Here is a 13,095-nt window from a genome sequence, read left to right as displayed (position 1 = left end):
GTAATCCTTGCCGTGAAACCTGATAATTCGACAAATCTGGAAATCATTATTCCTGAAAATGGAATTATGATCATGCCGACTGGAACAGCGCATTGGCCCGCAGCCGATCGACCGCCAGATCCACGAAACTGCGCACCTTGGCAGCCGCCCGCCGCCCTTCGGCATGAACAACATGGATCGGCAACGGCCTTTCCATATGGTCGTCGAGCACCGTTACCAGCCGGCCAGCCGCCAGCGCCGGCTCGACCTGATAGGACAGGACGCGCGTCAGCCCCCAGCCCTGCTCGGCGCCAGCGATCGCTGCTTCATTGGTGTTGCAGAATAATCGAGGGTGGACCGTGACGCTGGCCCTGCCCTCTGGCCCAAAATGCCATTCGGGCGAGGCCCATGCCCCGGTTGGCCCAATGATGCGATGTCGGGCAATGTCGGCCGGGATTTGGGGGATGGGATGACGATCAAAATAGGCTGGTGCGCCGCAGATGACCCGCCGCACCGAACCGACCCGGATAGCGGTGAGGCCCGAATCCGGCAGATGTCCGATCCGAACCGCCACATCAATGCCTTCCTCCACGATATTCACCAGGCGATCGACGAACAGGCTGCGCCCGGTTACTGCCGGAAAACGGTCCAGATAATCGAGCAGGATCGGCAACACATACATCTGCCCGAAAATCACTGAGCCGGTGACAATCAGCGTCCCGGTAGGATTGCCGTGAGCACCCGCCGCCGCCGCATCCGCCTCCGCCATGTCGGCCAATATGCGGCGGCAATCATCCAGATAGCCACGGCCTGCCTCCGTGAGCTTCACCGATCGCGTCGTCCTGGTCAGCAACCGGACGCCAATCTCATCCTCCAGCGCGGAAATCGCCCGTGTGACCGCCGGCGGGCTCATATGCAGTCGCCGCGCGGCTTCCGCAAAACCGCCGGTTTCCGCGACGCGGACGAATATCTTCATGGCCTGCCAACGGTCCAACGCTTATTCCCATATAAAGCCTGTCATCGAAGATGTGCGCGGAATGCCATAGGCTGGTCAATCTTCCGATATCCTATCCCGAACCGATGTCGCGACGCATGGCGACCCTTCCTTTCGGTGCAATCCCGTCACTCGACCGGATAGGGCGTGGCCGTGCTGCTGTTCTCATCGACCGTCACGGCGCGACCGATCGGGGGGAAAGCCCGTTGCAGGCAGTTGGGTCGTTCACAGACCTTGCACCCCGCACCGATCGGCGTCGCCATGTCCGGGTCAGCAAGGTCCAGTCCGCGAGAGTAGATCAGTCGCGAAGCGTGGCGGATATCGCATCCCAATCCCACCGCAAACGTCTTGCCTGGAACGCCGTAGCCCGCGTTCCCGCTGCCGACCGTGCGCGCCACCCACAGGTAAGTGCGTCCATCGGGCATCTGCGCGACTTGCGTGAGCACACGACCGGGCTGGGCGAAAGCCTCATAGACGTTCCACAGGGGACAACTGCCACCAACGCGCGAAAAGTGGAAGTCGGTTGCCGACTGGCGCTTGGAGATGTTTCCCGCCCTGTCGACGCGGATGAAGAAAAAGGGCACGCCGCGCGCGTCCGCACGCTGTAGTGTGGAAAGCCGATGGCAAACCGTCTCGAACCCCACGCCGAAGCGGCGGCCCAACTTCTCGATGTCGTAGGCCTCCTGCTCAGCCGCCGCCAGGAAATCGGAATAGGGCAGGATCAGTGCGCCAGCGAAATAGTTGGCAAGGCCCACTCGCGCCAGGCGTCGGGCCTCTTCACCTGCAAGAATGCGATCGTCAGCTAGTCGGTCGATATCTTCACCCAGTTCGAGGAAGGCAAGTTGCGTCGCCATCTGGAAGGTCTGCTGGCCGGGCTTGAGGTCGGCTGAGATATGCAGCGTGCGGGTCAGCGGATCGTAGCGGCGCTGCGTCGTATCGCTATCGCCGCGCACAACTTCAACGCCGTGTGCATCGCGCAACCATTTGGAGACGCCGTCCTGGATGTTGCGGGGCGTAAGTCCGGCGTGGCGATAGAGGCGTTCGGCGGCTTCATCGAGCGGTTCAATATGGTTATGCCGTGCGTAGAAAAAATCGCGGACCTGCTCGAAAGGCATGCGGGCGGGGCCGCCGGATATCCAGTCGTCGCCTAGCTGGGCGGCCATCGCTTCAGACCGTTCTGCGGCTTCCCTATAGCGGCGATGGAGCGCGACCAGTGTACGGCCAACCGCAGGCATGTTCAGCGCAAGTTCGCGCACTTCGGCGACCGAGACGGATTCGGTGCCATCCGAAAGAGCATCGCGCAGATCGGTAATGAGCCGTGCTTCTTCGTCCTCGGAGAAAAGCTGCACATCAACGCCGAACACGGAATTGATCTTCAGCAACACCGGCACGGTCAACGGGCGCTGATTTTGCTCCAGCTGATTCAGGTAGCTTGCAGAAATGCCCAGCGCGCTGGCCAGTTCAATCTGCTTGAGACTGCGCTCTTCCCGTAAGCGCCTCAGCCGCACACCCATAAACGCTTTGCGCATAACTTATCCGTTTTGCAAGATTTGCAAATGTGATGCGAAATATTAGATTATCTTCGCAAAATAGCCCATCTTTCCAGCAAATCTTATGCGGATTTCGTGAATAGTCGAGAAAAATCGTTCACCTGCTTCAGGCGGCCAAGCTTCTCAGAACATACGGAAGTATACCGCCGTTCAAGAAATAGCGCAGTTCATCGGCAGTATCGATCCGGCAGAGCGTTTTGAAGTGGAAGCGTAGCCCGTCTGCCCACTCTCCCTCGACCGTCACGATCTGCCGTGGTTGCAGATCGGCGAGACCAGTGATGGTGAAGCGCTCGTCGCCGCGCCGGAAAAAGCTGTTGCGTGTGGAGCCGTCGGTGAATTGAAGTGGCAAGACGCCCATACCGACAAGGTTGGACCGGTGGATGCGCTCGAAACTTTCGGCGATTACCGCCCGCACGCCCAGCAGCGCCGTGCCTTTGGCTGCCCAGTCGCGTGATGAGCCGGTGCCATATTCTGCACCTGCAAGCACGACCAAAGGTATTTTCGCGGCCTTGTAACGCATTGCGGCCTCGTAAATCGGCAGTGGCTCCCCGTGCGACAGGGTCATTCCGCCCTCGATTCCGTTCATCATCTCGTTGCGGATGCGGATATTGGCGAAAGTGCCGCGCATCATGATTTCGTGGTGGCCACGCCGACAGCCATAGCTGTTGAAGTCCTGCGGCAGCACCTGATGCTCCTGCAACCACTGTCCCGCTGGCGAACTCGCTTTGATCGAGCCTGCGGGCGAAATGTGGTCGGTGGTGATGGAATCGCCGAAGACGGCCAGACAGCGCGCGGCAACGATGTCGCTTATCGGGGCAGGCTCACGCTCCAGTCCTTCGAAGAAAGGCGGCTCGGCGATATAGGTGGATGATGCGGGCCATTCGTAGGTGGTGCCTTCCTTTACATCCAGCGCCTTCCAACGCGCGTCACCGTCGTAAACATCGGCATAGCGCGAGGCGAACATCCCGGCATCAATCGAAGCGGCGATGGTCGCGGTGACTTCGGCATTGGTCGGCCATATGTCCCTGAGATAAACGGGCTGACCATTGCTGCCGGTGCCGAGCGGTGTGGTGGTGATGTCGTGCGCGACGCTGCCCAGCAACGCATAGGCGACCACCAGCGGCGGCGAAGCGAGATAGTTCGCGCGGACATCGGGTGAGATGCGGCCTTCGAAGTTCCGGTTGCCCGAGAGCACCGCGGCGGTGACGAGGCCGTTGGCGTGGATCGCCTCGCTGATCGACGCGTCGAGCGAACCGGAATTGCCGATGCAGATCATGCAGCCATAGCCGGTCAGCGCGAAACCGAGCGCATCGAGATCCGCCTGAAGCCCCGAGCGGGCCAGATAGTCGGTGACGACCTGGCTGCCCGGCGAAAGCGTGGTACGCACCCAGGGCTTGGGCGAAAGGCCCAGCGCCCGCGCCTTTCGCGCGACAAGTCCGGCGGCGACGAGGACCGAGGGGTTCGAGGTGTTCGTGCAACTGGTAATCGCGGCAATGGCGATATCGCCGTGACCGAGAGTGAACGCAGTGCCAGCGACGGGCACACGCGTGTCCAGTTCTTCGGCTTTGCCATAGCCCGACGCCAGTTCGGCACGCAGGCCCTCGGCAGCGTCCTTCAGAAGCACACGGTCCTGTGGACGGCGCGGGCCGGCGACCGAGGGGAGCACGGTGCCGAGATCGAGTTCGAGCAGATCGGTGAAAACCGGCTCGGAGCCAGAGGCATCGCGCCATAGACCCTGTGCCCTGGCATAGGCCTCGACCAGCGCGACGCGCGCGGGATCGCGGCCGGTGAGACGCAGATATGTCAGCGTCGCCTCATCCACCGGAAAGAAGCCGCATGTCGCACCATATTCGGGCGCCATATTGGCGATGGTGGCACGGTCGGCCAGCGGCAGGCCATCGAGGCCAGGGCCGCAGAACTCGACGAAGCGGCCGACCACGCCATGCTTGCGCAACATCTGCGTGACGGTGAGGACGAGGTCGGTCGCTGTGACGCCTTCGGGCAGCACACCGGACAGGCGGAAACCGACCACATCGGGTATCAGCATCGATACAGGCTGGCCCAGCATCGCGGCTTCGGCCTCAATGCCGCCCACGCCCCAGCCGAGCACACCGAGGCCGCTGACCATCGTGGTATGGCTGTCGGTGCCGACGCATGTATCGGGATAGGCCAGTGTGATCCCGTCCGCATCCTCGCCAGTCCATACGGTCTGCGCAATGTGCTCCAGGTTGACCTGATGGCAGATACCGGTGCCGGGCGGCACGACCTTGAGGTTGTCGAGCGTGCTCGCGCCCCATTTGAGGAAGGCGTAGCGCTCGGCATTGCGCTCATATTCGATCTCGACGTTACGCGCGAAGGCATCGGGGCTGCTTGCAGCGTCGGCCATGACCGAGTGGTCTATGACGAGATGGATCGGTACTTGCGGGTTGATCCGCGCTGCATCAGCACCCCAGCGATTCATCGTGTCGCGCATGGCAGCGAGGTCTACGATACAGGGCACGCCGGTGAAGTCCTGCATCAGCACACGGGCCGGGCGGTATTGGATTTCACGGGTGGAGCGGCGCTCGACCTGCCATTCGACGAGCGCGCGAATATCGTCCACCGTGACCGAGGCGCCGTCCTCGAAGCGCAGCAGATTCTCCAGCAGCACCTTGAGGCTGAACGGCAACCGGCTGATATCACCCAGTTGCTCGGCCGCGCGAGCGAGGCTGTAGTAGGCATAGTCCTGACCTTCTACGGTCAGGGAGGCGCGCACGCGCAGGGAGTCGTTCCCGGTTGCGGTCATGGGGGTGATCCTGTGATCGTGTCTTTATTGGGCGCGTCAACGGACGGTCTTCCGACCGGTGGAGATCGAAAGACTGTCCTAGCGCCGTAATCCAGTCGGCCAGAAGGAGTTCAGACCTGCGGGATTGCCTCGGGCACGATCGTCTTGACGATCGATGCATCGAGTTGTTCATAGTCGTGAAGGCCGATGGTATCGTAGAGTTCGGCACGGGTCTGCATGGCATCAACCATGGCATGCGCGCCGCCATCCCTGGCAATCGCGGCGTAAAGCAGGGCCTGCGCCTTGTTTGCGACGCGCAACGACGATACTGGCCAGATTACCATCTTGTACCCCATAGCCTCGAACTCGTCGGCCGTGTAGAACGGGGTCTTGCCGAACTCAGTCATGTTGGCGAGCAGTGGCACACCGGGCATTTCAGCCGCGAACTTCTCTAACATCTCACGGGTATTGAGCGCTTCGGGAAAGATCGCATCGGCACCGGCCTCGACGTATAGCTGAGCGCGCGCGATAGCAGCGTCGAAGCCTTCGACCCCGGCGGCATCGGTGCGCGCGACGATGACGATGTCGCGGCTCGCCTTCTTCGCGGCAGCGACCTTGGCAGCCATGTCGGCAGGCGAGACGAGCGCCTTGCCGTTCAGATGTCCACATTTCTTGGGCAGGATCTGATCCTCCAGGTGGACCGCACCTGCACCTGCGTCCTCGAAGGTGCGGACCATGTGCATGACGTTGAGCGCCTCGCCATAGCCGGTATCGCCGTCAACCAGCAGCGGCAGGCCGGATGAGCGGACGATCTGGCGGATGAAAAATGCCACCTCGTCCACGGTGATGATGCCAAGGTCGGGCAGGCCCATCGAGGCGGTCATCGCCGCGCCTGAAAGGTACAGGCCATCGAACCCGGCACCCCGCGCCTGGATCGCGGCCTGCCCGTTGTGCGCGCCGGGGAGACGATAGATGCCCGGACGCGCCAGCGCTGCGCGGAAGCGCTTGCCGGCAGATTCAGTTGGAAGGTCGTCAGCGAGAAGATAGGGCATGGGTTCTCCTTATGCCGCTTCGCTGCGCTGGGCGAGCGGCACGAAAGTCAGGTTCTCGGGGCCGGTGTAGTTGGCCGAGGGGCGGATGATCTTGTTGTCCACGCGCTGCTCGATCACATGCGCGGCCCATCCCGAGGTGCGGGCGATCACGAAGAGCGGGGTGAACATCGCGGTCGGCACGCCCATCAGGTTATAGGACACTGCCGAGAACCAGTCGAGATTGGGGAACATGGTCTTCACGTCCCACATGACGCTCTCGATCCGCTCCGCGACCGAGAACTGGCGCTGGGCATCGGCTTCATCGGCAAGGCTCTTGGCGACGCGCTTGATGACGACGTTGCGCGGGTCGGAGATCGTGTAGACCGGATGGCCGAAGCCAATCACCACTTCCTTGGCCTCCACCCGGCGGCGGATATCGGCCTCGGCGTCATCGGCAGTCGCGTAGCGCTTCTGAATCTCATAGGCGACTTCGTTCGCCCCGCCGTGCTTGGGACCGCGCAGCGCGCCGATGGCGCCGGCGATGCACGAATACATGTCCGATCCGGTACCCGCGATCACCCGCGCGGTGAAGGTCGAGGCGTTGAACTCATGCTCGGCATAGAGGATCAGCGAGGTATGCATCGCGCGCACCCAGCTTTCCGGGGCTGGCTTGCCGTGCAGCAGGTGGAGGAAATGGCCGCCGATGCTGTCGTCATCGGTTTCCACCTCGATCCGGCGACCATGGTGGGCGAAGTGATACCAGTAGAGCAGGATCGAGCCGAGCGAGGCCATCAGCCGATCGGCAATGTCGCGCGCGTCGGGCAGATTATGGTCGTGCGCTTCAGGCAGTACGCAACCGAGTGCCGAGACGCCCGATCGCATCACGTCCATCGGATGCGCGGCGGCAGGGATCGCCTCCAGCGCGGCCTTCACCGAATGCGGCAACCCGCGCAGGCCCTTGAGTTTGGTCTTGTAGGCCGCAAGCTGTGGCGCGGTCGGCAGTTCACCGTGAACCAGCAAATGAGCAATCTCTTCAAACTCGGCCGTTTCAGCGAATTCGAGGATGTCGTAGCCGCGGTAATGCAGGTCGTTGCCGGTCTTGCCGACGGTGCACAACGCGGTGTTGCCGGCAGCGATGCCCGAGAGGGCCACGGACTTTTTGGGCTTGAAGGGAGTCTCGGCGTTCATGCAGCGTATTCCCGTTTTTGCGTGAGCGTGGTGAAAGTGAAGCGACCGCTGGCCGCTGTGGTGCGGCCACCACCATGTTGCGGCGCGGTGGCGAAGACAGAGACGACGATCGCCTGATGATCGGCGCTGACCGACCAGGTTTCGAGATCGACGTCGGGAGTGGCAAAACCTTCGTTCAACCGAACCTGTTCGCACTTGGCGAAGCGGATCATGCCGGGCAGATGCGCGGAGGCGCTCTCTGCCGCAGCGCTGACCATCAAGCCCAACAGATCGAGGCCCTTTTCGGGACGGCTGGCGATCATTCCTTGGTCCCTTTGCAAACTTCGGCAGGTACGCGGACGCGCCCTTCCATCAGGATGCGGGCGCTGCGGCTCATGACCGCCTTGGTGACTGTCCACTGGCCTTGGGCCTGCCGAGCCTCGGCACCGACACGCAAAGTGCCGGAGGGGTGACCGAAAGTAACGGCCCGGCGCTCTCCGCCACCTGCCGCGAGATTGACCAGCGTGCCGGGCACGGCGGCGGCCGCGGCGATGGCGACCGAGGCGGTGCCCATCATCGCATGGTGCAGCTTGCCCATCGACAGTGCGCGGACGAGCAGGTCGATTTCCCCTGCGAGGACGGTCTTGCCACTTGATGTGACATGATCGACGGGCGGGGCGACAAAAGCGATTTTCGGTGTATGCTGGCGCCTCGCAGCTTCGTCTGGCGTTCCGATGAGCCCCATCTTCAGCGCGCCGATCGTGCGCAGCGCCTCGAACCGCGCCAGCGCGGCTGCATCGCCGTTGATCGCCTCGCGCAGTTCGGTGCCGGTGTAGCGGATGGCCTCGGCATCGACAAAGATCGTCGGGATACCGGCGTTGATCAACGTGGCCTTCAGCTTCCCGCCTGCAACGAGGTTTTCGGGCACGTCGAGTTCATCGACCAGATTGCCGGTCGGGAACATGGCGCCGCCATCCCCACCTTCATCAGCGGGATCAACGAATTCCAGCACGATCTCAGCGGCGGGGAAAGTCACGCCGTCCAGCTCAAAGTCGCCGGTTTCCAACACCTCGCCACCGCTGACCGGCACATGGGCGATGATCGTCCTGCCGATATTGGCCTGCCAGATGCGCACGGTGCGCACGCCGTCAGGTCCGGCATCGACATAGCCAGCATGGATTGCGAAGGCCCCGGCAGCGGTCGATAGATTGCCGCAGTTGCCCGACCAGTCCACGAAATCAGTGTCGATGGAGACTTGCCCGTAGAGATAGTCCACATCATGTCCTTCGCGACTACTGGGCGAAAGGATCACGCATTTGCTGGTGCTGGAGGTGGCGCCGCCCATCCCGTCGATCTGCGCACCGTAGGGATCGGGGCTGCCGATCACGCGCTGGAACAGGCGGTCACGGGCAGCGCCGGGAACGCGCGCGGCTTCGGGCAAGTCTTCCAGACGGAAGAACACCCCCTTGCTGGTGCCACCGCGCATGTAAGTGGCGGGGATCGCGATCTGTACCATCACACGGCTCCGGCTTCTGAGGCGAGGAAATCGGCGGCAAAGCGCTGCAACACGCCGCCCGCCTCGTAGATCGAGACTTCCTCTGCCGTATCGAGACGGCAGGTCACGGGTATTTTCGTCACCATGCCATCGGCTCGGCGGATCACCAGCGTCAACGTAGCGCGCGGATAGCGCTCGCCTTCGACGTCATAAGTCTCGGCGCCGTCAAGACCGAGCGTCAGACGCGTGATCTCGGGCTGGAACTCCAGCGGCAGCACACCCATTCCGATCAGGTTGGTGCGGTGGATGCGCTCGAATCCTTCGGCGACGATCGCTTCCACGCCGGCAAGCCGCACGCCCTTGGCCGCCCAGTCTCGCGAGGAGCCCTGGCCGTAATCGGCCCCGGCCACGATGATCAGCGGCTGGCGGCGTTCCAGATAGGTTTCGATCGCCTCCCACATCCGGATGACTTTGCCTTCCGGTTCAACGCGGGCGAGCGAGCCCTTCTTCACCGCGCCGTCTACCACGGCCATCTCGTTGACCAGCTGCGGATTGGCGAACGTGGCGCGCATGGCGGTCAGGTGATCGCCGCGATGGGTCGCGTAGGAGTTGAAGTCTTCTTCGGGCAGTCCCATCCGTGCGAGATATTCACCCGCCGCCGAGCTGGCGAGGATCGCGTTCGAAGGCGAGAGGTGGTCCGTGGTGATGTTGTCGGGCAGGATCGCCAAGGGACGCATGGCCTTAAGCGTGCGCGGGAACGCCGCCAACGCGCCGACGCCTTCGGTATCCCAGTATGGCGGGCGGCGAATATAGGTGGATTGCGGGCGCCAGTCATAGAGCGGGCTGGCCTCGCTACGCCCGCGTGGCGCGAACATCGGGTCGTAGACTTCGCGGAACTGTTCGGGCTTCACCGAGGCAGAGACGATCATATCAATCTCCTCGTCGGTGGGCCACAGGTCGGCGAGTCGGATGTCCCTGCCGTCCACCACACCCAGGACGTCATTCTCGATATCGAAGCGCATGGTGCCTGCGATCGCATAGGCGACCACCAGTGGTGGCGATGCAAGGAACGCCTGCCTGGCGTAGGGATGGATGCGCCCGTCGAAGTTGCGATTCCCCGAAAGCACGGCGGTGGTGTAGAGATCACGTTCGACAATCTCGTTCTGGATCGCCGGATCGAGCGCGCCGGACATGCCGTTGCAGGTGGTGCAGGCAAAGGCGACAATGCCAAAGCCCAGCTTCTCCAATTCAGGCAGCAGGCCGGATTTTTCCAGATAGAGCCGTGCTACCTTCGATCCCGGCGCGAAAGAACTTTTCACCCACGGCTTGCGGATGAGGCCCAGCGCATTAGCCTTCTTCGCGACCAGACCCGCCGCCACGACATTGCGCGGGTTGGACGTGTTGGTACAACTGGTGATCGCGGCGATAATGACGGCGCCATCGGGAAGCAGCCCTTTGCGCTCCTGTTCGACCGCCTTGCCGAGATCGACGGCGATGCCGCGCTTTTCCAGCGCCGAGGTCGGCAGGCGGCGGTGCGGATTGGAAGGCCCGGCCATGTTGCGTACGACGGTCGAAAGGTCGAACTCCAGCACTCGCTCATATTGGGCATTGCGAAGATCGTCGGCCCACAGGCCGGTCAGCTTCGCATAGTCCTCGACCAGACGGACATGATCGGGATCGCGGCCGGTGAGCAGCAGATAGCCGATCGTCTGGCTGTCGATATGGAACATCGCAGCGGTGGCGCCATATTCCGGGCACATGTTGGAGATCGTCGCGCGGTCGCCGACGGAGAGGCTTTCGGCGCCTTCCCCGAAGAACTCGATCCAGGCACCAACGACCCGTTCCTTGCGCAGGAATTCGGTGATGGCGAGAACGATGTCAGTGGCGGTGATTCCCGGCTTGCGACAACCGGTAAGGCGTACGCCGACGATATCGGGCAGACGCATCATCGAAGCGCGACCGAGCATCACCGTTTCAGCCTCCAGCCCGCCGACGCCAATGGCGATGACGCCCAGCGCGTCGATATGCGGCGTATGGCTGTCTGTGCCGACACAGGTGTCCGGGAAAGCCACGCCGTCGCGCACCTGGATGACAGGCGACATCTTCTCCAGATTGATCTGGTGCATGATGCCGTTGCCAGCCGGGATAACATCGACGTTCTCGAAGGCGCTTTTGGTCCATTCGATGAAGTGGAAGCGGTCCTCGTTGCGGCGATCCTCGACCGCGCGATTCTTGTCGAAGGCAGCCGGATCGAAGCCGCCATATTCCACCGCGAGCGAATGGTCGACGATCAGTTGCGTCGGCACTACCGGATTGACCCTGGCCGGATCCCCACCTTGATCGGCGATCGCATCGCGAAGGCCCGCGAGATCGACCAGCGCGGTCTGACCCAGGATGTCATGACATACCACACGCGCCGGATACCAAGGAAAGTCGAGAACGCGCTTGCGATCGACGATTTGGGTCAGCGCATCAGTCAGCAGCGCAGGGTCGCAGCGGCGCACCAACTGCTCGGCCAGCACGCGAGAGACGTAAGGAAGGCCGTCGTAAGCGCCAGAGCGAATGGCATCGATGGCAGCGCGGGTGTCGAAATAGTCGACGGTGCTTCCGGGAAAAGGCTTGCGATAGGCGTCGTTCATAGCCCTGTTATCGGCAACGTTGCCGGTGATGAAAATGGCTGAATTGGCGAAGACTTGCGGACGAATTTCTGCAAATTTGCGAACTTAGCGAATACAGGTCACGGCTGCGCATTAGCGGATGGGCCGGGATTTGCCGTGATCGTCCACGCAGACCATCTCGAAACGGCCTTTCCCGCCTCGGAGCGTTAGACGCTAACGAGGCCCTCGGCGGTCATCTACACCTCGACCGCCAGCGACGAGTATTTTCGAACCACATATGTGTGCAGTTCGACGAACTGCCCTGCGCGAGCCAGATGGAAGGAGGGTTGCGAAGGCCTTCGCTGCAAACCTGCGAATGTTACGAATTCGGTGTGGGCCATACGCCAAAGGGCCCGCCCCCAGGACAGGCCCTCGCAGGTGTGCCAGCATGCGCGGCGTATGCGCCAGCGAAGCGTCAGGCGATGAGTTCTTCTCTGACGATCTGCGCACCAGCGCCCAGTGCTTTCAACTTGCCCCAGGCCACATTACGGGACAACGGAGCCATGCCGCAATTGGTGGAAGGGTAGAGCTTGTCCGCATCCACAAACTGCAAAGCCTTGCGCAGGGTATCCGCCACCTCTTCTGGCGTCTCGATGGTGTCGCTTGCAACGTCAATCGCCCCGACCATCACCTTCTTGCCGCGGATAAGTTCTATGAGGTCAAGCGGCACGCGGGAGTGGTGGCATTCCAGCGAGATGATATCGATCTTCGACTTCTGAAGATTGGGGAAGGTCTGCTCATATTGCCGCCATTCCGATCCCAGGGTCTTCTTCCAGTCCGTATTCGCCTTGATGCCATACCCGTAACAAATGTGGACGGCCGTTTCGCATTTCAGCCCTTCGATGGCCCTCTCCAGCGTGGCGATCCCCCAGTCGTTGGCCTCTTCGAAGAAGACGTTGAAGGCGGGTTCGTCGAACTGGATGATGTCGACGCCCGCCGCCTCCAACTCCCTGGCCTCCTGATTGAGGATCGTGGCGAATTCCCAGGCGAGTTTCTCGCGGCTGCGGTAATGGGCGTCGTAGAGCGTGTCGATCATCGTCATCGGACCCGGCAGCGTCCACTTGATCGGCTGATCGGTCTGCGCCCGCAGATACCCGGCATCCTCGACAAAGATCGGCTTCGGGCGCGCAACCGCGCCCACCACGGTCGGCACGCTGGCATCGTAGCGATTGCGGATTCTCACGGTTTCGCGCTTCTCGAAATCGACACCGCTCAGATGTTCGATGAACGTCGTGACGAAATGCTGGCGGGTCTGTTCGCCATCGCCGACGATGTCGATGCCTGCCTGCCGCTGATCGTCCACGGCGAGGCGCAGGGCATCCTGCTTGCCGGCGGTCAGTTCCTCGCCTTCCAGCCTCCAGGGCGACCAGAGTTTCTCGGGCTCTGCAAGCCAGGAGGGTTTGGGCAGGCTGCCGGCGGTCGAAGTGGGCAACAGTCTTTTCATGATGGATGACCTTG

Annotated in this window: 9 protein-coding genes; all 9 read right to left on the bottom strand. The window is 62.2% G+C overall.

Going from position 1 to position 13,095, the window contains the following annotated elements; translation table 11 throughout:
* Positions 1-70 precede the first annotated feature (70 nt).
* The 9 genes from RQH62_RS05265 to RQH62_RS05225 all read right to left on the bottom strand — a co-directional run bounded on the left by RQH62_RS05265 (position 71) and on the right by RQH62_RS05225 (position 13,081).
* Positions 71-955 (bottom strand): LysR family transcriptional regulator, encoded by an 885-nt coding sequence (locus tag RQH62_RS05265; RefSeq protein ID WP_311267697.1) that lies wholly within the window; start codon positions 953-955, stop codon positions 71-73.
* A 146-nt stretch (positions 956-1,101) separates the two neighbouring features.
* Positions 1,102-2,502, bottom strand: a complete 1,401-nt coding sequence (locus RQH62_RS05260) for a short-chain fatty acyl-CoA regulator family protein (protein ID WP_311267696.1) — start codon at positions 2,500-2,502, stop codon at positions 1,102-1,104.
* Between the two features lie 127 nt (positions 2,503-2,629).
* Complete coding sequence (gene acnA / locus RQH62_RS05255; protein WP_311267695.1) at positions 2,630-5,308, bottom strand: aconitate hydratase AcnA; 2,679 nt, start codon at positions 5,306-5,308, stop codon at positions 2,630-2,632.
* 110 nt (positions 5,309-5,418) lie between these two features.
* Positions 5,419-6,339: a methylisocitrate lyase gene (prpB, locus tag RQH62_RS05250; protein WP_311267694.1), complete on the bottom strand. Its 921-nt coding sequence runs from the start codon at positions 6,337-6,339 to the stop codon at positions 5,419-5,421.
* A gap of 9 nt (positions 6,340-6,348) precedes the next feature.
* The gene (gene prpC / locus RQH62_RS05245) at positions 6,349-7,506 is read right to left on the bottom strand and encodes a 2-methylcitrate synthase (protein ID WP_311267693.1); all 1,158 of its coding nucleotides are present in this window, start codon (positions 7,504-7,506) and stop codon (positions 6,349-6,351) included.
* Positions 7,503-7,808: a hypothetical protein gene (locus tag RQH62_RS05240; protein WP_311267692.1), complete on the bottom strand. Its 306-nt coding sequence runs from the start codon at positions 7,806-7,808 to the stop codon at positions 7,503-7,505. The genes prpC and RQH62_RS05240 overlap by 4 nt, the downstream gene beginning before the upstream one ends.
* Positions 7,805-9,001: a 2-methylaconitate cis-trans isomerase PrpF gene (gene prpF, locus RQH62_RS05235; protein WP_311267691.1), complete on the bottom strand. Its 1,197-nt coding sequence runs from the start codon at positions 8,999-9,001 to the stop codon at positions 7,805-7,807. Before prpF ends, RQH62_RS05240 begins: the two co-directional genes overlap by 4 nt.
* On the bottom strand, positions 9,001-11,619 hold the full coding sequence (gene acnD, locus RQH62_RS05230; RefSeq protein ID WP_311267690.1) for a Fe/S-dependent 2-methylisocitrate dehydratase AcnD: 2,619 nt from the start codon (positions 11,617-11,619) through the stop codon (positions 9,001-9,003). The genes prpF and acnD overlap by 1 nt, the downstream gene beginning before the upstream one ends.
* A 433-nt stretch (positions 11,620-12,052) precedes the next feature.
* Complete coding sequence (locus tag RQH62_RS05225; protein ID WP_311268100.1) at positions 12,053-13,081, bottom strand: methionine synthase; 1,029 nt, start codon at positions 13,079-13,081, stop codon at positions 12,053-12,055.
* Positions 13,082-13,095: the final 14 nt, after the last annotated feature.

Source organism: Sphingobium sp. WCS2017Hpa-17 (assembly GCF_031843765.1).
GTDB lineage: Bacteria > Pseudomonadota > Alphaproteobacteria > Sphingomonadales > Sphingomonadaceae > Sphingobium.
The sequence above is the reverse complement of the archived record's forward strand: the minus strand, read 5'-3'. Positions and strand labels throughout refer to the sequence as shown.

What these genes read in the sequence shown, in the direction of transcription:
- prpC (WP_311267693.1), bottom strand. Translation starts at nt 7,506, where the DNA reads ATGAACGCCGAGACTCCCTTCAAGCCCAAAAAGTCCGTGGCCCTCTCG.
- prpF (WP_311267691.1), bottom strand. Translation starts at nt 9,001, where the DNA reads ATGGTACAGATCGCGATCCCCGCCACTTACATGCGCGGTGGCACCAGC.
- prpB (WP_311267694.1), bottom strand. Translation starts at nt 6,339, where the DNA reads ATGCCCTATCTTCTCGCTGACGACCTTCCAACTGAATCTGCCGGCAAG.
- acnA (WP_311267695.1), bottom strand. Translation starts at nt 5,308, where the DNA reads ATGACCGCAACCGGGAACGACTCCCTGCGCGTGCGCGCCTCCCTGACC.
- acnD (WP_311267690.1), bottom strand. Translation starts at nt 11,619, where the DNA reads ATGAACGACGCCTATCGCAAGCCTTTTCCCGGAAGCACCGTCGACTAT.
- RQH62_RS05260 (WP_311267696.1), bottom strand. Translation starts at nt 2,502, where the DNA reads ATGCGCAAAGCGTTTATGGGTGTGCGGCTGAGGCGCTTACGGGAAGAG.
- RQH62_RS05265 (WP_311267697.1), bottom strand. Translation starts at nt 955, where the DNA reads ATGAAGATATTCGTCCGCGTCGCGGAAACCGGCGGTTTTGCGGAAGCC.
- RQH62_RS05240 (WP_311267692.1), bottom strand. Translation starts at nt 7,808, where the DNA reads ATGATCGCCAGCCGTCCCGAAAAGGGCCTCGATCTGTTGGGCTTGATG.
- RQH62_RS05225 (WP_311268100.1), bottom strand. Translation starts at nt 13,081, where the DNA reads ATGAAAAGACTGTTGCCCACTTCGACCGCCGGCAGCCTGCCCAAACCC.